Annotated in this window: 19 protein-coding genes and 3 tRNA genes; 7 read left to right on the forward strand and 15 right to left on the reverse strand. The window is 41.1% G+C overall.

Annotated elements, in window-relative coordinates; genetic code table 11:
• Positions 1–10: 10 nt before the first annotated feature.
• Positions 11–1,606 carry a GH25 family lysozyme gene (locus RBB56_RS02430; RefSeq protein WP_306720822.1) on the forward strand — a complete coding sequence of 532 codons (1,596 nt, stop codon included), beginning with the start codon at positions 11–13 and terminating at the stop codon, positions 1,604–1,606.
• A 14-nt stretch (positions 1,607–1,620) separates the two neighbouring features.
• Positions 1,621–1,980, forward strand: a complete 360-nt coding sequence (locus RBB56_RS02435; protein WP_306720823.1) for a hypothetical protein — start codon at positions 1,621–1,623, stop codon at positions 1,978–1,980.
• 69 nt (positions 1,981–2,049) lie between these two features.
• Here RBB56_RS02435 and RBB56_RS02440 read toward each other — a convergent pair whose 3' ends face one another.
• From RBB56_RS02440 to RBB56_RS02495, 12 genes are all read right to left on the reverse strand, one after another.
• Positions 2,050–2,292 (reverse strand): hypothetical protein, encoded by a 243-nt coding sequence (locus RBB56_RS02440; protein WP_306720824.1) that lies wholly within the window; start codon positions 2,290–2,292, stop codon positions 2,050–2,052.
• Positions 2,293–2,314: 22 nt separating this feature from the next.
• Complete coding sequence (locus RBB56_RS02445; protein WP_306720825.1) at positions 2,315–3,430, reverse strand: acyltransferase family protein; 1,116 nt, start codon at positions 3,428–3,430, stop codon at positions 2,315–2,317.
• Positions 3,423–3,626 (reverse strand): AbrB/MazE/SpoVT family DNA-binding domain-containing protein, encoded by a 204-nt coding sequence (locus RBB56_RS02450; protein ID WP_306720826.1) that lies wholly within the window; start codon positions 3,624–3,626, stop codon positions 3,423–3,425. Before RBB56_RS02450 ends, RBB56_RS02445 begins: the two co-directional genes overlap by 8 nt.
• A 178-nt stretch (positions 3,627–3,804) precedes the next feature.
• Positions 3,805–3,878: transfer RNA gene (locus RBB56_RS02455), tRNA-Met, on the reverse strand.
• 34 nt (positions 3,879–3,912) lie between these two features.
• Positions 3,913–3,985 (reverse strand) — tRNA-Val (locus RBB56_RS02460).
• Between the two features lie 226 nt (positions 3,986–4,211).
• The gene (argS, locus tag RBB56_RS02465) at positions 4,212–5,978 is read right to left on the reverse strand and encodes an arginine--tRNA ligase (RefSeq protein ID WP_306720827.1); all 1,767 of its coding nucleotides are present in this window, start codon (positions 5,976–5,978) and stop codon (positions 4,212–4,214) included.
• Positions 5,979–6,099: 121 nt separating this feature from the next.
• Positions 6,100–6,834 carry an epoxyqueuosine reductase QueH gene (locus tag RBB56_RS02470; RefSeq protein ID WP_306722069.1) on the reverse strand — a complete coding sequence of 245 codons (735 nt, stop codon included), beginning with the start codon at positions 6,832–6,834 and terminating at the stop codon, positions 6,100–6,102.
• A gap of 122 nt (positions 6,835–6,956) precedes the next feature.
• Positions 6,957–10,157, reverse strand: coding sequence for a carbamoyl-phosphate synthase large subunit (gene carB, locus RBB56_RS02475; protein WP_306720828.1), 3,201 nt, complete (start codon positions 10,155–10,157; stop codon positions 6,957–6,959).
• Complete coding sequence (locus tag RBB56_RS02480) at positions 10,150–11,361, reverse strand: carbamoyl phosphate synthase small subunit (RefSeq protein WP_306722070.1); 1,212 nt, start codon at positions 11,359–11,361, stop codon at positions 10,150–10,152. The genes carB and RBB56_RS02480 overlap by 8 nt, the downstream gene beginning before the upstream one ends.
• A 188-nt stretch (positions 11,362–11,549) precedes the next feature.
• Positions 11,550–15,350, reverse strand: a complete 3,801-nt coding sequence (locus RBB56_RS02485) for a phosphoribosylformylglycinamidine synthase (protein ID WP_306722071.1) — start codon at positions 15,348–15,350, stop codon at positions 11,550–11,552.
• A gap of 67 nt (positions 15,351–15,417) precedes the next feature.
• Positions 15,418–15,942 (reverse strand): TetR/AcrR family transcriptional regulator, encoded by a 525-nt coding sequence (locus RBB56_RS02490; RefSeq protein ID WP_306720829.1) that lies wholly within the window; start codon positions 15,940–15,942, stop codon positions 15,418–15,420.
• A gap of 94 nt (positions 15,943–16,036) precedes the next feature.
• Positions 16,037–16,498, reverse strand: a complete 462-nt coding sequence (locus tag RBB56_RS02495) for a hypothetical protein (RefSeq protein WP_306720830.1) — start codon at positions 16,496–16,498, stop codon at positions 16,037–16,039.
• Positions 16,499–16,669: 171 nt separating this feature from the next.
• Here RBB56_RS02495 and RBB56_RS02500 point away from each other — a divergent pair, with 171 nt between their 5' ends.
• The 5 genes from RBB56_RS02500 to lspA all read left to right on the forward strand — a co-directional run bounded on the left by RBB56_RS02500 (position 16,670) and on the right by lspA (position 21,944).
• The gene (locus RBB56_RS02500) at positions 16,670–18,940 is read left to right on the forward strand and encodes a Crp/Fnr family transcriptional regulator (RefSeq protein ID WP_306720831.1); all 2,271 of its coding nucleotides are present in this window, start codon (positions 16,670–16,672) and stop codon (positions 18,938–18,940) included.
• A gap of 138 nt (positions 18,941–19,078) precedes the next feature.
• A complete protein-coding gene (locus RBB56_RS02505) occupies positions 19,079–20,287 on the forward strand; it encodes an OFA family MFS transporter (protein WP_306720832.1) in 1,209 nt (402 codons plus the stop codon).
• Positions 20,288–20,458: 171 nt separating this feature from the next.
• A complete protein-coding gene (locus tag RBB56_RS02510) occupies positions 20,459–20,989 on the forward strand; it encodes a VanZ family protein (protein ID WP_306720833.1) in 531 nt (176 codons plus the stop codon).
• A gap of 79 nt (positions 20,990–21,068) precedes the next feature.
• Positions 21,069–21,139: transfer RNA gene (locus RBB56_RS02515), tRNA-Trp, on the forward strand.
• 250 nt (positions 21,140–21,389) lie between these two features.
• The gene (gene lspA / locus RBB56_RS02520; protein ID WP_306720834.1) at positions 21,390–21,944 is read left to right on the forward strand and encodes a signal peptidase II; all 555 of its coding nucleotides are present in this window, start codon (positions 21,390–21,392) and stop codon (positions 21,942–21,944) included.
• Positions 21,945–21,974: 30 nt separating this feature from the next.
• Here the strand turns inward: lspA and RBB56_RS02525 are convergent, their stop codons facing one another.
• From RBB56_RS02525 to RBB56_RS02535, 3 genes are read right to left on the reverse strand one after another with little or no spacing between them, the layout of a single operon-like run.
• Positions 21,975–22,847, reverse strand: a complete 873-nt coding sequence (locus RBB56_RS02525; RefSeq protein WP_306720835.1) for an EamA family transporter — start codon at positions 22,845–22,847, stop codon at positions 21,975–21,977.
• 26 nt (positions 22,848–22,873) lie between these two features.
• Complete coding sequence (locus tag RBB56_RS02530; protein WP_306720836.1) at positions 22,874–24,622, reverse strand: ABC transporter ATP-binding protein; 1,749 nt, start codon at positions 24,620–24,622, stop codon at positions 22,874–22,876.
• Positions 24,622–26,361 carry an ABC transporter ATP-binding protein gene (locus tag RBB56_RS02535; protein WP_306720837.1) on the reverse strand — a complete coding sequence of 580 codons (1,740 nt, stop codon included), beginning with the start codon at positions 26,359–26,361 and terminating at the stop codon, positions 24,622–24,624. Before RBB56_RS02535 ends, RBB56_RS02530 begins: the two co-directional genes overlap by 1 nt.
• Positions 26,362–26,364 lie beyond the last annotated feature (3 nt).

A 26,364-nucleotide genomic window follows, 5' to 3' on the forward strand; every position in this document is an offset into this window, starting at 1 on the left:
GGAGATAAAAATGTCTACTAAAGTCAACAATATAATACAACACTTTGAAAATTTATATAAAAATAAAGCCATCTACCTATGGGGTGCAAACGCTGAAATCATCACTCCCGCTCTCTGCGATAAGCTTCACAAAACCTACGGTAATTCTACATACAATAAAACCTATTACGAAAACAAATTAAAGGAAGGTCTCGGGAGAATCGGTGCTGATTGTTCCGGGGCCTTATTCCCGGTAAGCGGCTTTGATACAACGGCACAAAATTATTACAGCAAATGTTATGAAAAAGGGGTTATCTCATCTTTACCGCGCAATAAAGCATGTCTAGTATTCAAAGGCTCTTCGGCTTCTGCAATTAATCATGTGGGATTTTATTGCGGAAATGGACATGTCATAGAAATGAAATCCAGTAAAGACAATTGTGTGAAGGCTACATTGGATGGAAACGGCTGGAAATGGTACGGTATTCCCACATGGATTGACTACTCTTCTACCGGTACTTCTAATACTTCTTCCTCTTTAACTGCTCCTACCTCCAAATGTATCGATGTCAGCTCATACCAGGGAAATGTCGATTGGAAAAAAGTCAAATCAGCAGGCATGAACAAGGCTATCTTAAAAATTATTCGCAAAGACTTAACTCCTGATAAAAAATTCGAAGAATATTATCTGGGCTGTAAAGAAACTAATATTGACGTTATTGGTGTTTACAATTATAGTTATGCCACTACTGCCGCTAAAGCAAAAATAGATGCTCAGAAAGTCCTCTCCGTATTAAACGGCAGAAGATTAAAAATATGGTTAGATGTAGAGGATAAGTGTCAACAAGGGCTTGGCGCTACCTTAAAAGACATCATCAACGCTTATCAGGAGGTAATTGAGTCTGCCGGATACGATTTCGGAGTATATACGGGAATGAGTTTTTACACTTCATATATTAAGCCATATATAAGTCAAATTAAATGTAATGATTGGTGGATTGCCAGGTATTACAACAGCTATAATAAAATGGATCTGTCGATTAATCCCAATGAGCAGTATAATCCCAAAAATACTATTGCAAGAGAAATCTATGCCTGGCAATATACTTCTAGCGGACAGGTTCCCGGAATCATTGGAAATGTAGATATCAATATACTCTACAACGTCCCAAGCTCTAATACAAACAATAATACACCAAATACAAACACTGATTCTTCCACATCTAATTCTTTTACAGAAACCTCTATCACTTTTCTCGGTAAAATCACCACCGCTTCAACCAATCTCACTATCCGTTCCCAACCAAATACTGGAGCTGCAAGACTTGGCCATTATGCAAAAGATTCTGTCGTACAACTACTTGCCAAGACTTCAAACGGTTGGTATCGTACCGATAAAGGCTATATCTCCGGAGATTATGTAAGCACCGTTATGGGACAGGTTTATAACTGCGGAGGACTTAATTTCAGAACCACCTATAGCTCCGATACTTCCGCTAATATTATTAAGGCTTTGAAATCGGGAGAAGAAATGACACTTTTGAGAGAAGAAAATGGATGGTACCAATCAAAACTAAACGATGGCACCGTAGGCTGGGTTTCGAAAAAATATATAAGAATGATATGAGATTGGAGGTTTTAATGACGGACGATGAAAAAGTAAAATTAGCCGAGCTAGATGCTCGCTGTAAATCAAATACACACCAAATCGATGAGCTTAAAAGTGATATTTCAGATATTCGGTCGGAGCAAAAGGCGATCTACGATATCAATACGAATATACAGCTTATGACTCAGACCATGGGGATTATGAGAATTGATATTACTGATGTGAAGGAAGATATTGGCGGAGTGAAGGAAAAAGTTAATATTCTTGAAAATAAGCCTGCCTATGATACCTATAAAAAGTTCGATATCATAAAAGATAAAATATCATGGATACTTATCGGAGGAGTTACTGCATATTTATTAAATCAGATACTTCCGTCCATGAATTGGTAATTAGTAATAAAAATGACCTCCCAATAAATGATAGCCAGATCGGAATTTATATTCCTTTCTGGCTATTTTTTACGATACTCTTTGTTCTTTTAGTTTTACGTAAGATTCCAACGCTTCTGTGATTTCGTCTGCACTTAATCCAGACGTGGTAATGTATTCATTGATACTTTCCAAGTCTTTTATTTTCTTCTTGTTATACAGGGCTTCCAATTCATTTTGCTCCGATTTGATTCTAGTCTGTAGATTGGATATTAGTTCTTCTTTCTCAACAATTCTTTCTTCAATAGATTTTTTCGGTTTTCTTCCTGCCATATTTTACCTCCAAAGATATATATTAGTAAAGTATATGGACAAGGCATAGAAAATATGCAAAATTTTTCTTAATTCCTAAAACCATATATCTAACAAATGGTATTCTCTTTACTATTTCGACCAACAGAGGCAATATAATAATTACTCCAAGCAATATTAAAATATAATTGATCATAAACGGTAAATCCAAATAAGTAACAATTAAATAACCCAGAACCAATTCAACTACATAATGTAAAATATAAAAACTAAAATTATTTCCGGTCATATATTGGGTAAACTTATTTTTAAAGTTCAAAAACCTATTTCCAATACCTAAAATCGATAATATACAAATCCATAAATAAATATTGCTGAACAGATCATTCAACACATTATTATCCGCGAAATTTTGACCATAATATGTTACTACATATACAATCCCAGTTACTATTGATGCTATCGTGAGGGGGAGCGATACTTTTTCCAATTTTATAATTAGTTCCTGATTGGAAAAAACATAATATCCGAGCAACATCATAAACAAATATATGCCAAATCTATATACCGTTATTAAAGGGGTGTTCAATATAAATGAGCTTCCCCATACTAAAAAAACCATTGCGAATAATACCGGTAAATTTATTTTTCTGCAAATTTCAGTTAACTTATCTTTCTTATCTATTTTCTTTATCAATACAATCAGTAAAGATCCTATAAATAAAACATGGCAAAACCATAATGGTCCTATCCCCGCCAAACAATAAATGAGATATTTTATGACCCCGGGTATCGCATCCCCTTTTCCTACAAACATATCTGTGTATTGATTCGTGATTACAGATGAAACCCAGCCATAAATAAATATACCGAGCAAAGACGGTACCAATATCCTTTGGGCTCTGTCTTTTATAAATTCCTTATCGACCCTTTTCTCCAAAGAATATCTACTCGAAATACCCGCTATTACAAACAATAAACACATAAACCAGGGATACACAAATATTAGGAATGTATCCATAACAGGTATTCCTTTTACATTAATATTCGAGATAACTCCGCTATTATTAAATAAATATATAATATGATAAATAATTACTAAAAGAACTGTAATCCATCTAATATTATCTAAATAATCCAACCTTCTGCCATCATCCATTATCGCCACCTAGAATTTCATCGCTCATGTTTTCAATTACATCTGATTTTACAAGTGCTATTCCTTTTTGTTTATCGCATAATACAATAATTGAATCTCCCGGCTTTATATTGAACATATCTCTTGCCTCTTTTGGAATGACTATTTGTCCTTTTTCTCCAACTTTGCAAATTCCTACATATTTATCTTTTTTCATGGTTTCCCCTTCGAGTTTTATAAGTTATACTTTTCATACTTATCATACTCTATGTGTATTACTAAGTCAATAACTATCCGTAGGAAAATCAAAAGCATGCTCCGAGGAGCGCTTTTATTCTATAGAATAAAAAAATGATGGAAATGCTGATATCAACATTTCCATCATTTATGGCTAATAGCGAGAGGGGGATTCGAACCCTCGACACTACGGGTATGAACCGTATGCTCTAGCCAACTGAGCTATCTCGCCATATGAATCCTCACCGGATGTTATCCGATGAGGATGGGACCTATAGGGCTCGAACCTATGACCCTCTGCTTGTAAGGCAGATGCTCTCCCAGCTGAGCTAAGATCCCGTTTGTGGGTCGCTATCTGCAACCCGCTTTGCTAGTATACAATTATTAACACCTTTTTGTCAAGCTGTTTTTTCAAATTTTTTATCAAATTTTATCACTTTCGAAAACATATAATATTTTAACAATATTATACTGCGCCGAGCAAAGCGAGTGTACAAAAAATATACCATGGCCGCTTGCGGCCAAGGTATTTCCTTTTATATCGAATAGGCTGAGTTTTTCAATCCTACATTCTCTCCGGTGCCTGGAATCCGAGCACTTCAATACAGGTTTCCAGAATATCTCTTGTAAGAACAAGAAGCGCGATAAAGCCTTCTTTTCTTACAGGATCTTCTTCTGTCAAAATCTTTGTTTCATGATAGAAATGGTTGAAAGCATTCGCTAAATCATAAATATAGGAACATACTTTATGAGGAGCAATCTCTTCATTCGCGCTCTCCATCATGGCATTGAAGCTTACCAACTGAAGCATCAGACCCTTTTCGGATTCACTTGCCGGCTCCTGGAGCATCACTTCCACTAAAGAGCCGCCCATATCCTTGTATTTGCTTAAAATCGATTTAATACGAACAATCGTATAGAGAATATATGGGCCCGTATCCCCTTCAAAGGAAGTGAACCTATCGATATCAAAGATATAATCTTTGGAAGCCTGATTGGATAAATCACCGTATTTTACTGCTGAAAGTGCTACAATACGTGCGATATCTCTCGCCTCATCTTCATCGACTGTCCGGTTATCCGTTATTTTCTTATACATTTCTTCATTGATTTCCGTCAACAAAGACTCTAGGCGCATAACTCCGCCTTCCCTTGTCTTAAAGGGCTTTCCATCCTTGCCATTCATCGTACCGAATCCGAGAAACTTCAACTCTGTCTCAGGTTCCACAAGTTTCGTCTTTCTCGCACAACGAAATACTTGTTCGAAGTACAGATCCTGACGCTTGTCCACCACATAGATAAGTTCATCCGGATGTATCTGGTCCATACGCTCCCTGATGGTCGCAAGATCTGTCGTATTATATAAGGCTGCGCCGTCGGATTTTAAAATCATACAGGGAGGAATTTCTTTCGTATCCGTCTCCTCCTTCACATCCACAACAAGGGCTCCTTCACTAATATAGGCATAGCCCCCTGCCTTCATATCTTCTACCATATGAGGAATGAGATCATGAACATCCGATTCCCCTTTCCATAGGTCGAACTCTACATTCAAATTACGATAATTCTTCTTCAGGTCAGCCACCGAAACATCGAGAATATGCTGCCAAAGAGCGCGATAACCTCTCTCTCCATTTTGGAGCTTAAAGGTGGCATTCATAGCCTTTGTTCTATACTCGGCATCTTCCTTGGACTTGCCGCTTGCCAGAGGATATATCTCTTCCAGTTCTGAAATCGTAAAAGGAGCTTCTTTAGGATATTCTCCCTGAAAACTTTCATCGAAATATGGAAGTTCAGGGAAACGCTCTTCCAATTCCGTAACAATCAATCCCATCTGCAAGCCCCAATCCCCCAGATGAATATCTCCAATCACTTCGTGACCCGCATATCTTGCAATACGTTTAATACTTTCACCGATAATTGCTGAACGAAGATGACCTACATGCAATGGCTTTGCCACATTCGGACCGCCGTAGTCGATCACAATCTTCTTCGGCTTTACAGGCATGTCCAGACCGAACTTCGGTTCATGTGACATCTGTAGCAAATAATCTCTTAAAAATTTAGGCTTTAACTTCAGATTCAAAAATCCGGGAGCCACTGCGCTCACTTCTTCAAATATTTCACTCGCCGTAAGCTCTCCTGCTACCTCCTGCGCTATCATAATCGGCGCCTTTTTATATTGCTTCGCACCTGCCATAGCTCCGTTGCACTGATACTCACACAGGTCGGGACGATTCGATAACGTAACCTTTCCCAACTCCTTCGAATATCCTGCTGCCACAAAGGCACGTTTCATCTCATCTGATATAACATCAAGAATCTTATTCATTATTTTTTCCTTCCTTACCGAGCTTCTTACTTTATATATACTATCATTTCACATCTATTTTATCAATGATGGAAAACAACATTTTAACAATTGTTACTGTTCACGTTCCAGTAACTAATAATTATCTTCCCTCGACTACTTGTGCTGCTGCCTGTCTTGCTCTCTTCTCACTCTCCACTCTCGAGTAGACGCATCCGCAATAATTTTGCCGGTACAGATCGAACTGCCCGGAAAGCTCGACGGATCTTTTATAACCATTTTTCTTCTTAAAGTCGGAAGGGAGGAAAGACGAACCATATTTTACAGCCATTTCCTGCCCGATTTCATTCAACTTTCCCGCATTTTTCATGGGGCTTATCGTAAGCGTTGTCGTAAAATAATCGAAGCCCTTTTCCGTAGCTAACTGAGCTGTTCTCAGAAGACGCAACTCATAACAGCGGAAACATCTTTCTCCGCCTTCCGGACATTGCTCCAATCCTTTTGACAATTCAAAGAAAAGGCCCGGCTCGTAGTCACCTTCTATCACTTCGATTTTACGAGCATTTACAGTAGAATTCATCGAATCGAAGGTTCCGCTTTCCACTTGCTCATTATATGCTTCAATTAAACGTTTCTGCTCTTCCACCCGTCTGCGATATTCCTTATCTTCAGTAATATTAGGATTATAAAAAAATACAGTCAGATCGAAATATTCACGCAAATATTCCATCACATAACTACTGCATGGCGCACAGCAGCTATGAAGAAGAAGAGACCTTCTCTCTCCTCCTTTTTCACTTTTCTGCTGCTCTATTATCTTGTCTAATTCCTTCGCATAATTGATCACTTTCGTGATACCTTCCTTTCCGACTCCCATATCCTTTGCAGGATTTCCTGCATACTCTGTAATATCATAACCGAATCCTGTATAGCCGAAAAAAGACTGCTGCAAAAAGAATGGATAGCTATCTCTTTTTACAACAGCCTTTTATCAGTCAATTATAAGGATGCAATATCCACTAACGTTAATTTTTCTTCTTCTCCTACATGCTCAAGGCTCGTTACAAGAGCTTTTGCCGTATCCAGTGATGTCAGACAATTCACGCCGGTCTCGATAGCGGTTCTTCTTATAAGGAAGCCATCCCTCGATTTATCTCTTCCCTGTGTAGGGGTATCGATGACAAGGTCGATCTTATGCCCTAAGATAAGGTCCATTACCGTCGGGGATTCCTGTTGGATCTTATTTACCTTCCGGGCATTCACTCCTGCATCCTTCAGCGCATTGGCTGTGCTTCGCGTCGCATAGATGGTATAACCGAGTTTTTCGAAGCGTTTTCCTATTTCGATCGCCTCTCCCTTATCCGCATCTTTTACCGTAATGATGATCTGCTTATACTTCGGCAGATTTACGCCGGCTCCAAGGAATGCCTTATAAAGTGCCTCATTAAATGTCTTGGAAATACCGAGACATTCTCCCGTGGATTTCATCTCCGGTCCTAAGCTGATTTCAGCACCGCGTATTTTCTCGAAAGAGAATACCGGCATCTTAATCGCGATATAATCCGATTCCTTCTGCAATCCCGGCTCATAACCGAGTTCGCGAATGGTCTTTCCGATAATGACCTCTGTGGCTAAGTCTACGATAGGTATACCTGTAACTTTGCTAATATAAGGTACCGTTCTGGAAGAACGGGGATTCACCTCGATAACATAGACTTCTTCACCTACTACGATAAACTGAATATTAATGAGTCCGATGACATGCAGTGCCTTCGCCAGCCTTCTTGTATATTCTGCTATCGTTTCTTTCACCTTATCGCTAATACTCTGTGCCGGATATACGGAAATACTGTCTCCTGAATGCACACCTGCTCTTTCGATATGCTCCATAATACCGGGAATCAGAATATCGGTTCCATCGCATACGGCGTCCACTTCGATCTCTTTACCCTGTAAATACTTATCTACCAAAATCGGATGTTCCTGGGCAATGCGGTTAATGATTTCCATGAATTCTTCCACTTCTTCATCGGAAATAGCAATCTGCATTCCCTGTCCGCCGAGTACATAGGACGGGCGCACCAAAACAGGGTATCCGAGCTTATTGGCTACCTTCTTAGCTTCTTCCGCTGTGTATACCGTTCCGCCGGAGGGTCTTGGGATTTCACATTGTTCCAAAATCGCATCGAATAGCTCTCTATCCTCTGCCGCATCTACATTCTCCGCACTCGTTCCCAGTATCGGAACTCCCATCTTCATCAAGCTTTCAGTCAGCTTAATTGCTGTCTGTCCGCCGAACTGAACGACTGCTCCGTCAGGCTTTTCTATATTAACGATATTTTCTACGTCTTCCGGTGTCAAAGGTTCAAAATAGAGCTTGTCCGCGATATCGAAATCGGTACTTACAGTCTCAGGATTGTTATTGATAATAATCGTTTCATATCCCGCCCTGGCGAAAGCCCATGTTGCATGCACCGAACAGTAGTCGAACTCAATACCTTGACCGATACGAATAGGACCGGAACCGAGCACAAGTACTTTCTTGAGAGGATTCGTCTGAACTGCTTCATTTTCACTTCCAAAACAGGAATAGTAGTAAGGTGTGCTCGCTGCAAATTCTGCGGCACAGGTGTCTACCATCTTAAAAGCAGCGGTAATTCCGTTGTCATAACGCATCTTCTTAATATCCTCTTCCGGAATACCTGTCAGTCTGCTAATTACATTATCCGGGAATTCAATGCGTTTCGCTTCTTTTAACAACTCTAAGGTAAGAGGACCTTTTTCCAGCGCATCCTCCATCTCAACTAAAATGGCGATCTTATCGATAAACCACCTATCTACCATAGTAATCTCATGGATGGTATCGTAATCGATTCCCTTTCTCAAGCTTTCTGCAATCACATAGATTCTCTGATCATCTACGATTTTCAGCCTATCCAAAAGTTCTTCTTTTGAAAGGTCTGTAAAGTCATAACTTCTTAAGCAGTCTACGTGCTGCTCCAGGGAACGAATGGCTTTCATCATCGCACCCTCGAAGTTCGTACAAATACTCATAACCTCGCCAGTTGCCTTCATCTGGGTCGTCAATGTTCTTTTCGCCGTAATGAATTTATCGAAGGGAAGACGTGGAATCTTAACGACACAATAGTCTAATGTGGGTTCGAAACTGGCATAGGTCTTGCCGGTAATTGCATTCTTTATTTCATCCAATGTATAACCGAGCGCAATCTTCGCCGCTACCTTCGCAATCGGATAACCGGTCGCTTTAGAGGCAAGCGCAGAGGAACGGCTTACACGGGGATTAACTTCAATTACACAATACTCAAAACTGGTAGGATGAAGGGCGAACTGTACGTTACAGCCTCCCGTAATCTCCAGCTCGTTAATAATGTTGAGGGAGGAGCTGCGAAGCATCTGGTATTCTTTATCTGTCAAAGTCTGAGACGGAGCTACTACGATGCTATCCCCGGTATGTACACCTACCGGATCAATATTCTCCATATTACACACGGTAATGCAGTTACCTGCACTATCCCGGATTACCTCATATTCAATTTCTTTCCAACCGGAGATACAACGTTCTACAAGCACCTGCCCTACGCGGGAAAGGCGAAGTCCGTTTTCCAGAATTTCTTCCAATTGCATCTGATTATCCGCGATACCGCCGCCGGAACCTCCTAAGGTATAGGCCGGACGAAGAACGACGGGATAACCGATTTTCTTTGCGAATTCAACACCATCTTTTACATTCTCCACCACGAGGGAAGCGGCACAAGGTTCACCGATCTTTTCCATGGTCTCTTTGAATTCCAGACGATCTTCTGCCTTCTTTATCGTCTTTGCGGTGGTTCCCAGAAGCCTTACATTATTCTTTTCCAAGAAGCCCGATTCATCCAGCTCCATACCCAGGTTCAGACCAGCCTGTCCGCCGAGTGTGGGTAATACGCTATCCGGCTTTTCCTTTTCGATAATCTGCTGTAACACTTTAACCGTTAATGGTTCAATATATATTTTGTCCGCAATATCTCTATCCGTCATAATGGTTGCCGGATTGGAATTGACAAGCACTACCTCAATCCCCTCTTCCTTCAAAGAGCGGCAGGCCTGTGTGCCCGCATAGTCGAATTCTGCAGCCTGCCCGATTACAATGGGGCCGGAACCAATTACCAGAACTTTTTTTACATTAGGATTCTTAGGCATCTTTTTTCCTCTCTTTCATCATGTCGATAAATCTGTCAAATAAATCTCTGGAATCCTCAGGTCCTGAACATGCCTCCGGATGAAACTGCACGGTAAAAATATTCTTGCCTGTATAGGAAAGTCCTTCATTTGTTCCATCATTTACATTGATAAACGCAGGCGTCGCTACTTTCTCGTCCAGCTTATCCATGTCAACTACATATCCATGATTCTGAGAAGATATATATACTTTACCGGTCTGTAAATCCTTCACCGGATGGTTGCCGCCCCTATGTCCATATTTCATTCGGAAAGTATCCGCGCCTGTGGCAAGAGCCATCAACTGATGTCCGAGACAAATTGCGAATATCGGAATATCTGTGTGATATAAGGTTTTCAGTTCTTCTATTATGGAGGTACATTCCTTCGGGTCGCCGGGTCCATTGCTTAGCATAATACCATCGGGTGCTGCTGCAATAATTTCCTCCGCTGTTGTAAGAGCCGGATATACCGTAACATCACAACCCCTTTTTACGAGAGAGTCTATAATGTTTTCTTTTGCTCCGAAGTCGAGCAATGCCACCTTTTTACCAAGACCATTTATCTTTTTAACGATACTTGGCTTTCTTTCATGGATTCCTTTATCATAGGCCTCCTTATCGAATTTGGCACTGCCGGAAATCGCTCCGTTCTCCTCAAGAGATCTGGAGCCTTTTATTTCATATTTTTGTTCACAGGTTACTTTTTCTACCACTTTGCCCGTGGCATAGCTTTTTAATTTGAGAATCACTTCCTCTAAATCATAATCATTTCTTGTTGTAATCATTCCGTTCATCGTGCCCTTTTCCCGAAGAATCTTTGTTAGAGCTCTCGTATCGATTCCTGCAATTCCCGGCACCCCATATTCCTCAAGGAATTCCTGGATTGTCATATCCGAACGGAAGTTGCTGGGAATCCTGGATAATTCCCGTACAATAAGTCCATCGATCCATGGTCTTGCCGATTCCATATCGTCTTTACATATCCCATAATTGCCGATTAACGGATAGGTCATACATACCGCTTGCCCTGCATAGGAAGGGTCTGTCAATACTTCCAGATAACCTGCCATGGACGTGTTGAAAACAATTTCACTGATGACTTCTTTTTGGGCTCCGATGTGGGTTCCTTCAAACACCGTGCCATCCTCCAAAATTAGAAATGATTTCGTTGGAAATTCGCTCATTTTTTTCACCCGTTGTCCTCCTCAAATTTTTATCCAAATTATCTTATTTTAGCACAGCATATTTCATGTTTCAACTATAAATTTTGCAAATTCCCCCCAAACCTTTATTATTATTTCTATAATAGTTACCGATATTTTTCAATAGAACCATGGGAAATACGCATAACGCATTCCCATGGTTCTAATAATTACTCTGTAAAATAATGAACGCCTGACTCGAATATCTTCATATCCTGTTCACCATAAATATTAATAGCAACGGATCTGTCGCGGCGTTCCGCGTGAGCCATCTTGCCAAAACATCTTCCATCGGGCGAGGTAATACCTTCGATTGCAGCATAGGAGCCATTCACATTCCATTCTTCATCCATAGAAACATTACCGGTAATATCCGCATATTGAGTAGCTACCTGCCCATTCGCGAATAACTTATCAATCCATTCCTTCGGTGCAACGAAACGGCCTTCTCCATGAGAAGCAGGATTCGCATATACCTTGCCTGTCTCCGCCTCTTGCAGCCACGGCGACTTATTGGACACTACCTTTATATATACCATCTTAGAAATATGACGGTTGATAGTGTTGAACGTAAGCGTCGGAGAATCCTCTTTCTGTCCTGTAATTTCCCCAAACGGCACAAGTCCCAGTTTAATTAAAGCCTGGAATCCATTACAGATACCGAGGGCAAGACCATCCCTTTCGTTCAACAGCTTCATTACCGCTTCCTTAATCTTCTCATTCTGGAAAGCAGTAGCAAAGAACTTCGCACTTCCATCCGGTTCATCACCTGCTGAGAATCCGCCCGGGAACATGATAATCTGCGCATCTCCAATGGCTTTTTCAAAGACATCGACCGAATCCTTAATATCTTCTGCCGTCAGGTTTCTAAATACCTTCGTCACCACTTTAGCACCTGCCTGTTCGAAGGCTTTCGCACTGTCATATTCACAGTTCGTACCCGGAAATACCGGAATAAATACCGTAGGTCTTGCAATCTTATTCTTGCTTACATAGATTTTATTCGATGTATAAATAGGCGATTCCACCTTCGTCATCTCTTTTGATGCTTTAGTAGGGAATACCTTCTCCAGCTTAGAAGTCCACGCATGTAGCGCTTCCTCCATAGTAATGGTTACATCTTTATAAACAAATTCTGCTTCCTGCGTCACTTCGCCGATAATGCGACAGTTAGGAATCTCAAGTAACGCATCCAGCTTATCCGCTGCGACTTCTGCCACAATATCACCGAGACCGTTTTCAAAGAGTTCTCTCGGTGCGAGTTCCTCAGAAATCTTTACACCCAGTCCATTTCCAAATGCCATCTTACTGATTGATACTGCAAGTCCTCTCGCATCCTGCGCATAAGCGGATAAAATAGCTCCTTCTTCAATAAGTTCTGCGATTCGATGGTATAAACTCATTACTTCTTCATAAACGGGAATATCATACTCGTCCTTAGGAATCCAGAACTGTACCATACGGCTTCCTGCTTTCTTAAGTTCCGGTGTTATGATATCCTTTTCCTTTGCCACATCTACAGCAAAAGATACTAATGTAGGAGGAACATCGATATCCTGGAAGGTACCGGACATACTATCCTTACCGCCAATCGATGGAAGTCCGTATCCGATTTGTGCATCATATGCACCTAGAAGCGCCGCAAACGGCTGACTCCAACGGCTTGGATCATTGCTCATACGCTTGAAATATTCCTGGAAAGTAAATCGGATATTTCTAAAATTGCCGCCTGTCGCTACTATTTTCGCTATGGATTCCGTTACTGCATAAATAGCTCCATGATACGGGCTCCATGAGGAAAGGTAAGGATCGAAACCGTAACTCATCAACGTTACTGTATCTGTTTTGCCTTTCAGCACCGGAAGCTTCGCTGCCATAACTTGAGTTTCCGTCAATTGATATTTACCGCCATAAGGCATCAATACAGAAGCCGCTCCTATGGAGGAATCGAACATCTCCACAAGCCCTTTCTGTGAACATACATTCAAATCGTTCAGACTTATAACCCACGCTGCCTTCACATCGTTCTTTTCCAACTGCTCCTTTACGGAAGGAACAGCAATATAATCGAAATAATTATCTTCTTTTACAGGGATATCTACCTTTACATTTGTTTCTTGATGAGCGCCGTTCGTATCGAGGAAAGCTCTGCTAATATTAACGATTTCCTTACCGCGCCATTTTAACACAAGTCTCGGATTCTTCGTAACGACAGCTACCGGTACTGCCTCTAAGTTTTCCTCTGCCGAAAAGCTGAGGAACTTCTCCACATTTTCAGGGCTTACTACTACAGCCATTCTTTCCTGTGACTCAGAAATGGCAAGCTCTGTACCGTCCAATCCTGCGTATTTTTTCGGAACTTTATCCAAATCTATAACTAAACCATCTGCAAGCTCTCCGATCGCTACGGATACACCTCCTGCACCGAAATCATTGCACTTTTTAATCAGTCTGCTCACTTCTTCTCTTCTGAAAAGCCTCTGAATCTTACGTTCTGTCGGTGCATTACCCTTTTGTACTTCCGCTCCGCACGTCTCGATGGAGTTTTCCGTATGCACCTTAGAAGAACCGGTAGCACCGCCGCAGCCGTCTCTTCCCGTTCTTCCACCCAGCAAGATAATAACATCATCCGGGTCTGAATTCTCACGAATCACGTTGCTTCTTGGCGCTGCTCCCATTACCGCGCCGATCTCCATACGCTTTGCCACATAGTCGGGATGATAGATTTCCTTTACATAGCCGGTGGCTAAGCCTATTTGATTTCCATAAGAAGAATAACCGCTGGCCGCGCCGCGTACCAACTTCTTCTGGGATAACTTTCCTTTTAACGTCTCAGCGACCGGTACCGTAGGATCTGCCGCACCGGTTACACGCATTGCCTGGTAAACATAACCTCGTCCGGAAAGAGGATCACGAATAGCTCCGCCAAGACAAGTTGCTGCCCCGCCGAAAGGTTCAATTTCCGTCGGATGGTTGTGAGTTTCATTTTTGAAAAATACGAGCCACTCTTCTTCCACCGGACCATCGCCATAGTCCATCTCTACCGGTACAATAACGGAACATGCGTTGATTTCATCGGATACTTCCATGTCCTCAAGCTTACCGTCTTTTCTCAGTTTACGCATAGCCATAAGAGCAAGATCCATAAGACAGATGAACTTATCTTCTCTGCCCGCAAAAATCTCCTCTCTCGTATCCAAATAACTCTGATAAGTGGTTTCAATTGGATTCTTATAGAATCCTTCTCCGAATTCTACTTGCTTAAGCTCTGTGGAAAATGTGGTATGGCGGCAATGATCCGACCAATAGGTATCAAGAACTCTGATTTCCGTCATGGTAGGATCTCTGTGTTCCTCTTCCTTATAATAGTTCTGAATATGCTTAAAGTCTTTAAAGGTCATAGCAAGACCGAGAGATTCATATAATTCTCTCAAATCGTTCTCTGCCATATCATAAAAGCCAGTTAAAACAGCCACATCTTCCGGCTCCTCAAAATTAGTAATGAGGGTCTCCGGCTTTACCATATCGGTCTCCCTTGAATCCACCGGATTAATACAATATGCTTTTATTCGGTCAAATTCATCCTCGGAAATATCACCTGTCACCAAATAGGTGACCGCTGTCTTAATAATAGGCTGCTCTTCCTTACGTAGAAATTTCACACACTGAACAGCAGAATCCGCACGTTGGTCGAACTGTCCGGGAAGATATTCCACACTGAATACCTTTCCATCTGCAGGTATATCGAAGCTTTCTCTATAGAGAATATCTACCGGCGGCTCTGAAAAAACAATTCTACAGGCTGCTTCAAAAGTATCCTCCGACAGATTCTCCACATCATAGCGAATAAACATTCTCACGTCCTTCACACCCGCTATGTTCAGATAGCCCCCTAGTTCCTCCTTCAGCTCTTTTGCCTTTACCGCAAAGGGTTCCTTCTTTTCCACATAAATGCGTTTCACATTTCCCATGATGAATTCACTTTCCTCCATTTTTTAATGACTATTCGTAACCTATTCAGTACCTTCACAGTTACGGCTATTCTTCTATTACAAGGCCCTGCATAATATACAGAATCTCCCTGTCCACAATTTCCTCTGTAATTCCCCTGGTTAAGGAAACTACCTTGAGCCCTTCCAGCACATACATAATATTTCTCGCTGCACCTAAGGGGTCCTCGCTGTAGAATTCTCCGGCTTCCACTCCGGCTTCAATTAGCTTTTCCATAATTTTCACTGCTGTATCGAACTGCTGCTTTAACAAATGATCTTTTTTAGGAAATTTATTTGCAAAAAAGAACTCGTATACCGCCATCGTTAAATTGTTCTTCCGGCGAAGAAGTTCTTTCTTCTGTTCTTTCAAAAATAGCGCCAAAATATCGGAGGGCACAGCATCTTCCCCGATGCTTCCGGAAAAAACATCATCTGCTTCCTCCGTCTCCATCTTGAGCACCTCCATAAAAATCTCTTCCGTACCGGAAAAATATAAATACAATCCTCCACGGCTTATCTCACAGGCTTCCACAATATCCTTCATCGTCACATTTTTAAAGCCTTTTTCCATAAAAACTTTTCTTGCGGTTTTCAAAATGTATAATTTTTTCTGTGCCGACTTTTCACTCATCCGTACAAACCCCTCAATTTCCCCCTGGTACCAATCAGCCTACAGGCCGATTCCAATATTCAAGAATTTCCTTCATCTTAAGCAATACCTTCAAAATAGAGCCGTTATATACTCCCTCCGTCCAAAGTCTTCCTTTGGTCATACCGCCTAATATATATTTGGACAATATTCCTTTCAGCATATCCATCTCCCGTATGGTTGCCTTAGCTATCAGCCGCTGCTCTTCAGCAGCATTTCTGATATGATTTCTGGAATAAATATATGCATAATTGCGATCCAATAGATTTGTTCTTCTCACATCCTGTACAAGGCTCATCAGCGTGCTGTCATATACAGGAAAAGCCATAGAATGCTCGGCAATTCCTTCTCCTTTATACATATTAGACACATTGGTCCCCAATTTAGACTCGAGCCACGGGATGTATTTCACCAACCGTTCCACGTCCGGCCGATATCCCTCCACAACTTCTTGTATATAAAGTGTATCCTTATCCACTCCGCGTTACCCCCTCAGTTCATCTTAAATTCATTTAAGTATAACATAAAATGAATAAAAGTACAGTAACACTTTGTCAAAAAAGGGAATCTTCTGTTGTATTTCATAGGTAAAGTTAGTATAATAATATACAATTAATATAAGGAAATATTTGTCAGCAGGAGGGGCATCATGGCAAAGGAATTTAAAAGGGGCGACATAATTTGCGAAAGCGGTCAGCCTTTCAACTCGTTACATATGATTTTAAAAGGAACAGTTCGCGCCGTATATTCAGACGGCGAATTTTTTCTTGATAAGGGTGACTTTATAGGTCTTTGTGAGCTATACTACGATACTTATATTTTTACCTACATCGCATCGGATGATGTGAGTATCGCACCTATCCCCTATAAGATAGGGGGACTCATCACTCTTTTTGGCAGACAGCCGGACTTCGCACCACTTATTACTTCTTCTTGTTACAAGCAGATGAAAAATGTACTTGAAATCTATGAGTTCTCTAAATACGATTGCACTAACCTATACCATTATTTAACGGATAGTTATAATGAGTACGTAAAACTTAGCGAACGTCACTTGATATCTCCCAGATCGCTCCCTGATTTGGAGACGATAGAACCCTTATCCCTGGAAGAAGATATCCCGCAGTGGCTTACTGACTATTATGAAAATATGACTTCTGTAATACCCCAGATGCTTTCATCACTTAAGGTTCCATATTTCGATTATTTAAATGGCCTTCTTATGAAGACAAGCCAGGATATCGCAGAAATTCTATCTGTATGCCGCATGATGTATGACTACAGAGCGGATATCGCCGGACTTCTTATGAATAAGAATCGTCTGGATCTTTTCGATTTATACACGACCCTCTTCTTCCGTATCGGACATAATGAAGAGGATTCCACCGCTATCAGCGCTGCTGTCGGCCGCATGATGATTAATTTGGAAGGTTTTGGTTCCATCCGAAGGGATCTCTATGAAGACCGCGTACGCGAATACAAAGAAACTTTGCTTTTTATGGAAGAACATGGATCTGAAACTCCTTTGGAGAATCCCGAAGTAGCTAAAAATGCTGCTGCAGTAGCTAATTCCCTGAATATCATCCTTGAATATGCGGGCTGTGATGCTCAAGTCACTACCGATTTTAGAAAATATATTGCAGAATACAAAAAGCAAATTGATAAAAATGCGGCGGACGATGATAGTCGAAGACTTCGTCTGAATATCACCAAGTTATACTATACAATATATACCGCAGCATTTCAGGCAAGCTTGCACGACCATTCGATACCGACCATTTTAAAAATGTTCTTCTTATTCGGTTATGTAGATGAAGAATTGGCCGGTGAGGAGAACGCTTCTTATTTATATTCTATCGCAGAAAGCTTCACATCCTCTCCCGAGAACCATGTATACACTGCTTACGACTGGTTGAAAGCAATTTATCGCGGAGAAAAGGAGCCGAGCCGCAACGAATTCGATATGGATTACACGGCTTTTGTTCATGAAAAAAAGGTAACAGGTAAAATTACTGCCGCACAAGAAGCACAACTCGTTAAAGATAAAGACAAAAGAGTGTTATTTGAGTTGGAAAACATGTTCCCGCTCGTTAATAAGATTACCTTCGGGCGCATCACCACCTTCTGCCCTGTTTTCTCCGATCACAACGTATTAAAGGATCTTTCCAAGTCCCTTGTGACTCCGGATCAAATTGTGGATGCTATAAACAAGATTCGTTCCATCGATTTTGGAGCATACGGACGTGAAACGATATATTCCAATCCTGAAGGCGGCGTTGCCAAGGAATTTGTCAATGTAGAAGTGCTGCCGGATGTTGTTTTATTCCCCAACGTAGGAATCCGCGGTGTTATGTGGCAGGAAATCGAAGGAAAACGCCGCACCACTCCTGCCCGCTTTATGTCTTCTATTTTCCAGATGGAAGATCTTCTTACTACCCTGACAAGATTAACCGGCGAATTCCGCTGGGAAATGTGCAAACGTATTCAGGGCGCAAGATGGAACGATCTTAGCGAGCGTTCTCTTACTAGTGATTATTTCGATTATATACAATTTTATAAGAAAAATATCGATCTTACCTCCGAAGCAAAGGATAAAATCAAGTCCGCCATGCAGAAGGCGAAGAACAGCTATAAGGAAATGTTCGTGCGTGATTATGTTATCTGGGTTACCTTCGAGGCAGACGGAGTTCCCCGCTTGAATAAGGTGGCCAGAAACGTTCTGTTCACTTACTGCCCGTTTACAAAGGACATACGGGAGCGGTTAAGAACCAATCCATTATACAAAGATATTTTAGACCGTTATACCATACGTACTTCACAAAAGCTGCATCATATGGACAATTTATATCAAAAGCTACAAAAAAGCAGGTTAGAAGTACCTGAACCAATAGCCGAACAACGTAAATTTCTTGAAAGTTAATGACGATTATTAAAACTGCTTAGTGATAAGCAGTTTTTGTCTATTATTTCACAAACTTTTGCTTGAAATACTAAATTTATGATGTATAATATTATTTATGGGTTTTTATAAAAATACATGAGAAAGTGAGAAATATTCATGAAAGCTTTACCAAACAACAAATGGGTCAGGGCCGCAATTCCGGCACTTTTACTGCACTGCAGTATCGGTACGGTGTATTGTTGGTCATTATTAAAAGGTGACATTGCTGAATATATCGGCCATTCCAAAAGCGAAGTGGAATGGGCCTTCAGTATCGCCATCTTCGTCCTTGGTATGTCTGCCGCTTTTGCGGGACATATTGTGGAAAAAGATATCCACAAGTCTTCTTTAATCTCTACAATTTGCTTTGCTGCCGGCTTCGCAGGTACAGGGCTTTTTATTCACTTAAAGTCTTTAATCGGTATATACATATGCTATGGTCTGATTATGGGCATTGGACTTGGACTTGGCTACTTGTCTCCCGTTAAGACTTTGATGCTTTGGTTCAGCAAGCAAAAAGGACTTGCTACCGGACTTGCTGTTGCCGGTTTCGGCCTCGCGAAAGTAATTGCCAGCCCGATTATGACAGCTTTAATGGAATCAGTAGGTATTGTAAACTTATTCTATATACTCGCTGTCGTATATTTCATTATGATGTTTACCGGTCATCTCTTGCTCAAGAAACCGGACGGCTGGGTGGAAGAACATGATTCCGATACTTCCAAAACTGCAGTTAATATGATTAAAAACCCTACATTTATCGGAATATGGCTTATGTTCTATATTAATATTACCTGCGGACTCGCTCTTATTTCCCAGGAAAAAGACATTTTAAATGCTATGGGTGTTCCTCTCGCCGTTATCAGCGTTGTTTCCTCTCTTACCGCTATATTCAACGCCGGCGGAAGACTCGGTTTCTCCGCTGCTGCCGATAAGCTAAAGGACAGAAACAGCATCTATAAAGTAATCTTCATTTTATGTATTTCATTTTCTGTTATTACCATACTTACGAACGGTATTAACAATAAGCTTGTTTTCCTTGCTATTATTCTTCTATGCATTGTCAATGCAGGATATGGCGGCGGATTCAGCAATCTGCCTACACTTTTATCGGATCGCTTCGGTATGAAGACTATCAGTCAGGTACATGGAATCGCACTTTCCGCATGGGCGCTGGCAGGGCTTACAGGCAATCAGTTAAGCTCTTTGATCGTTGCCAAGACAGGCTCCTTTACGAGTGTATTATATGTAACTGTTGTTCTTTATACGGTAGCACTATTAATATCTATTTTCCTCGTAAAGCCGACGAAAGAACATGTGGCTTAAGCAGATTTCCGGTGTAATGGATAGGAAATGAATAATTTCATGAAATTTTTATGAAATGTATGAACAAAAATTAATTTTACATCATATAAAAAGAAGCGTATACTTCCTGGTATACGCTTCTTTCTTTTGGAAAACATGAAATATATAGAATAAATAAGAGGATTAATTGATATGAAATATTTTTTATTGTTTATTAAGAAAACTCTGCGGTTTATCTTAAAACCGCTTTCTTTTGCTCCTGCTATTGTCGTTATGTATATGATATTCCGACTTTCCGCACAAGATGGAATAACGAGCAGCCAGCTAAGTTATAAGATAAGCACAAAGATTGTTACAACTGCCGATAAACTTTTGGATCGTAACCTCTCGCAAACTCAAGTGAAGCAATATGCAGAGAAAATTCATTATTATGTACGTAAGCTGGGACATGTGACAGAATATTTTGTTCTGGCCGTTACCGTAGCCTTCCCCCTTTATGTCTATGGCGTCCGAGGTTTTGCTCTTGTACTGATCGCAGGTACCTTTTGTGTGGGATTTGCCGCCTTCGATGAATATCACCAGTCATTTGTATCCGGACGCGGACCTTCTCTAAAAGATGTGGGCATCGATAGCATCGGTATTTTTACCGGTATCATTCTCGTACGCATCGCAGGCTTTATCGGAAGAAAAACTATTTTTCGACCCCTTTCTAAAGATAAATAAAAAAAAGAGCAATATTCTTCTTGATATAATTTTTTTACTATGCTATAATACAATTCGGCGGTCGAAAAAGACCGGACAAAGGGGCATAGTTCAAGGGTAGAACAGTGGTCTCCAAAACCATCGATGTGGGTTCGATTCCTACTGCCCCTGTTATGAAAATAAGTCCAATAAATGCTGTAGAACAGTGTTTATTGGACTTATTTTATTCTATAGGAAAGACCTTGTTACATTAAAGTATGAAAGTATCGATCCTATAGAATAAAAGCACTCCGTGCAGGATGCGCAGCTGCTCTTATTGCAATAAGCGTAACATCTGTAATGTTGATTTATTACGAAACAAATGATATCATAAAAGTGATTATGAAAGTACTGAACAGTTACCCACAAAAAATAAAAAGGAATGGTTATCGAAATGAAAAATACTATAAAAAAACAGTCTCTTCTCGCTCCACTCATCGTATTGCCCATTCTTCTTTTCCTGGATCAGCTTACGAAGCTCCTTGCTACCAACCATTTGAAGGGACAGGCAAACTATTCCTTAATCCCTAACATCTTGGAATTTACTTATTTGGAAAATACCGGAGCTGCCTTCAGTTCCTTTTTGGGCAAACAAGGATTTTTAATCTCGTTAACCACCGTCGTTTTATTTTTCCTCCTCTGGAAATATTTAACGATTCCTGAGGGAAAACGATTCTTTCTTATGCGTACTGCTTTCCTTCTCCTCATAAGCGGAGGCATAGGTAATCTGATCGACCGCGTGAAAAATGGTTTTGTTGTTGACTTTATTTATTTTGTTCCCATTGATTTCCCCAGATTCAATGTAGCAGATTGCTATGTAAGCATCGGAATGGCTCTTCTTTGCATCATTAGTTTCTTCTATTATAAAGATGAAGAATTAGATTTCTTATTTAAAAATAAAAAAACGAAATCACCAAAAAGTAAAGATACCGACTAGGGATTTATGAATTATATCTTAATAAAGATGTTATATTAATAGCCACAAAATTCCGCCTGTTATCAATAAAATTCCCAGCACTGACTTTCGCGTCATTCTCTCCTTTAAAATAAAAAAGGAGAATCCAGCCGTTACTACAATACTTAGCTTATCTATCATTACGACGATACCGGCCTGCCCCATTTGAAGCGCCCTATAATAACAAAGCCAGGACAGCCCGGTCGTAATTCCAGACAAACATATAAAAAGCCAACTCTTCTTATCTATTTTCTTTATCTCATACTGCTTTTTCGACACAAATACCATAATCCATGCCATCATAAGCACTACCACCGTACGGATAGCGGTGCCCAAGTTCGACTCCACTCCATCAATCCCTATTTTCCCCAAAACAGCGGTTAGGCTGGCGAATATAGCAGAACCAAAAGCATAGAGCATCCACGCCTTCCCTGTTCGTTTTTCTCCTTCATTTTCCACTTCACCCTTTTTCCTCTCCAGCATCAAATAAGTGCCGATAATAATCAAGGCGATAGAAATAAGCTTCCTAACACCCAAGTCCTCCCCTAGTACAAGAAAAGCAAATAGCATCGTGAAAATAATGCTGGACTTATCGATCGCTGCTACCCTGCTCACTTCCCCCCTGCGCAGTGCTGCAAAATAACAAAGCCAGGAGGCTCCGGTCGCTATTCCGGATAATACGAGAAACAAAAGAGTCTTCGCTTCTATTCGATAAATGCCTCCCTGAGAACCTACTATAAATACCATAAGCCAAGAAAAAATAACAATTACTACCGTACGAATTGCTGTTGCCAGATTAGAATCCGTATCTTTAATCCCTATTTTAGCGAGGATTGCGGTAGCCCCTGCAAACCCTGCCGAACATAATGCAAAAATCATCCACATATTTCTTTTCCGTCCATACTCCCCTCTTATATTGCAAATTGGCTGTTATAAAGCTCCGCATAAAAACCTTCTTTTGCTAAAAGCTGTTCATGATTCCCCTGCTCGATGATGTTTCCTTCTTTCATGACAAGGATGATGTCAGCCTGCTGTATTGTCGAAAGCCTATGGGCTACGATAAAACTGGTTCTCCCCTCCATCAACCTTGCGAAAGCATTCTGAATCTTAAGTTCGGTTCTCGTATCGATCGATGAAGTCGCCTCATCTAAAATGAGCATATCCGGCTGGCAAAGCATTACCCTTGCAATACATAAGAGCTGTTTCTGTCCTTGCGAAAGATCACCGCCTGCCTCCGTAATTATCGTATCATATCCATCCGGAAGCCTTTTGATGAAGCTATGGGCATATACCGCCTTGGCTGCCGCAATAATCTCTTCCTCGGTCGCATTCTCTTTCCCCATAGCAATGTTCTCCCCTATGGTTCCTGCTTTTAGCCAAGTATCCTGCAATACCATACCAAAGGAAGTGCGAAGGCTTCTCCTCGTCACATGACGGATATCTCTTCCTTCCACACAAATGGAGCCGCCTCCTACGTCATAAAAACGCATCAAAAGATTAATCAGTGTAGTTTTCCCACATCCTGTCGGCCCTACAATCGCTATTCGCTGCCCAGGTCTTACGGTAAGGTTAAAATCATGAATCAACGTTTGCTCCGGTACATAAGAAAAGGATACATCATTTAAAGATACGTTTCCCGATACCTCCGATAGCACAAAAGCATCCGGCTTATCAGGCACTTGCGGCTCTTCTTCAATTAATTCCAATATTCTTCCTGCACAGGCGAGAGCATTTTGCAGCTCCGTAATAACTCCCGATATTTCATTGAAAGGTTTCGTATACTGATTCGCATAGGTGAGAAGAGATACGAGCTGCCCTACGCTGATGCCTCCGGCAATCGCTACTATCGCTCCCGTAATTCCAACCCCGGCATAAACGAGTCCATTCACAAAACGAGTCGCAGGATTCGTAATCGATGAAAAGAAAATAGCCTGTAACGAAGCACCTTCTAATCTCTCGTTAATCGCATCAAATTGCTCCATCGCCCTTTCTTCATAACCAAAAGCTTGCACCACCCTTTGATTTCCTATCATTTCATCGATAAGAGCTGTCTGATTTCCTCTCATTTCTGACTGTAACTGAAACATTCGGTAAGTCTTCTTAGCAATAAAGCTGGCTACCAGGAAGGAAACGGGAGTGAGCAGTACAACGACCGCCGTAATTCCCACATTCATGGTGAGCATAATAATGAGGGTCACAAATATGGTAATCACCCCCGTAAATAATTGAGTAAATCCCATTAATAAGCCGTCTGCTAATTGATCGACATCCGCAATCACACGGCTGACCACTTCTCCATAAGAGCGGGAATCCACATATTTCAAAGGAAGAATTTCTATCTTCTTCATAGCTTCCGCTCTGATATCCCTTACGATCCCGAATGTCATCTTATTATTGCATACATTCATAATCCACTGTGAGATTGCTGTAAGCACAATCACCACTGCCATTTGATAAAGAATAGTTGTAATACTTGCAAAATCCACAAGTCCTTTTGCCACAATAAGATCTATAGTCTCTCCTATTAAAATTGGTACATAAAGAGTAAAGGCTACGCTTACCGCTGCTGTGATAAGGGAAACTCCTAAATAAAGCCAATAACGCCTCATATATTTCAATAATTGGAAGAGGGTCTCTTTTTGTCTTCCTTTTTCCTTCATTATGCTCCTCCCTCCTTTGTAAATTGTGAATCGTAGATTTCTCTATAGACCTTACAATCTTTCAGCAACGCATCATGGGTACCCATACCTGCTACTTCTCCATCTTCTAATACAATAATAAAATCAGCGTGGCGAATAGAAGCTGCCCGCTGGGATACGATAAAGACGGTGATGGTATCCTCCATTTCCCGTATCTCTTTCCTCAATCTCGCATCCGTAGCGAAGTCCAGAGCAGACGCACTATCATCCAGAATCAAAATCTCCGGCTTCCTTACAAGAGCTCTGGCAATACTCAGACGCTGCTTTTGCCCTCCGGAAAAGTTCTTACCTTCCTGAGATACTATCTGGTCGATTCCATCTTTTTTCGCCTCCACGAATTCCTTCGCCTGAGCAATTGCAAGTGCCTGATTGATTTCTCCTTCTGAAGCATCGGCTTTTCCCCACTTCATATTCTCCCTTATCGTTCCTTTAAATAATATCGATTTCTGCATAACCATTCCAACCTTGGAACGAAGCTCTTCCCGTGAATATTCTTTCACGTCCACTCCATTCACTTTGATACTTCCTGATGTAGCATCATAAAAACGAGGAATCAAATGAACCAAAGAAGTTTTCCCCGATCCGGTTCCTCCGATGATTCCGACGGTCTGCCCCTTCCTTACTTTAAAATTAATATCACTAAGAGCCTCTGCCCCTGCATTCTTATAAGTTAGGCATACATGTTCAAAGGAAACTGCAATACCACCATTCTCTTCTATTCCTCTTTCCTTAGTTCCCTTCTCCGGAAAATGCTGGCTCGATTCCGTATCGAAAATTACCGCAATACGATTGGCACTGGCAAAAGACTTCGTAACGGTGACAATCAGATTCGCCAGCTTAATGAGCTCTACAAGAATCTGAGACATATAATTAACGAGAGCCACCACTTCTCCCTGTGTCAAGCGCCCTGCCTCCACCTGAAGAGCACCTGTCCAAATCAAAATAATAACAGCTCCATTCACAACAATATAAGTAATCGGATTCATAAGGGCGGAGATTCTTCCTACGAACCTTTGGATTCCAAAGAGTGTATCGTTTTCTGCTTCGAAACGCTTTATTTCTCCCTCTTCCTTATTGAAAGCCCTTATTACCCGGATTCCTGTCAGATTCTCCCTCGTAATGGATAAAATCTTATCCAACCTCGCCTGTACCTTTTTATACAAGGGCATGCTAATTAGCATAATTCCGAATACTACAATACAAAGCAGCAAAATAGTCACTGCAAAAATACTTGCTGCCTTTCTGTCTATCGTAAAAGCCATTACCATTGCCCCAAAGACGATAAAGGGGGAACGAAGGAAAAGCCGCAATACAAGGTTGACACCTGACTGCACCTGATTCACATCACTCGTCATGCGCGTAATCAGTGTAGAAGTTCCGATTTCATCCATTTCAGTAAATGATAGTTTCTGAATATGACGAAACAAATCCCTCTTCAATGTAGCCGAGAATCCGACAGCGGCCTTCGCTGAATAATACTGTGCGGTAATGGAACAAATTAACCCGACCACGCCAAGTCCGGTTATAATAAGCCCCATACGAAGGATATAGCCCTTTTCTCCTCTTATAATTCCTATATCGATAATCGTTGCCATCACGAGGGGTATTAACAGCTCAAAGGAGGCTTCCAGCATCTTGAAAAGCGGTGCCAATACTGTCTCCCTTTTATAATCTTTCAGATAGATGAATAGCTTCTTCATTTC

This window comes from Kineothrix sp. MB12-C1, assembly GCF_030863805.1.
GTDB lineage: Bacteria > Bacillota > Clostridia > Lachnospirales > Lachnospiraceae > Kineothrix.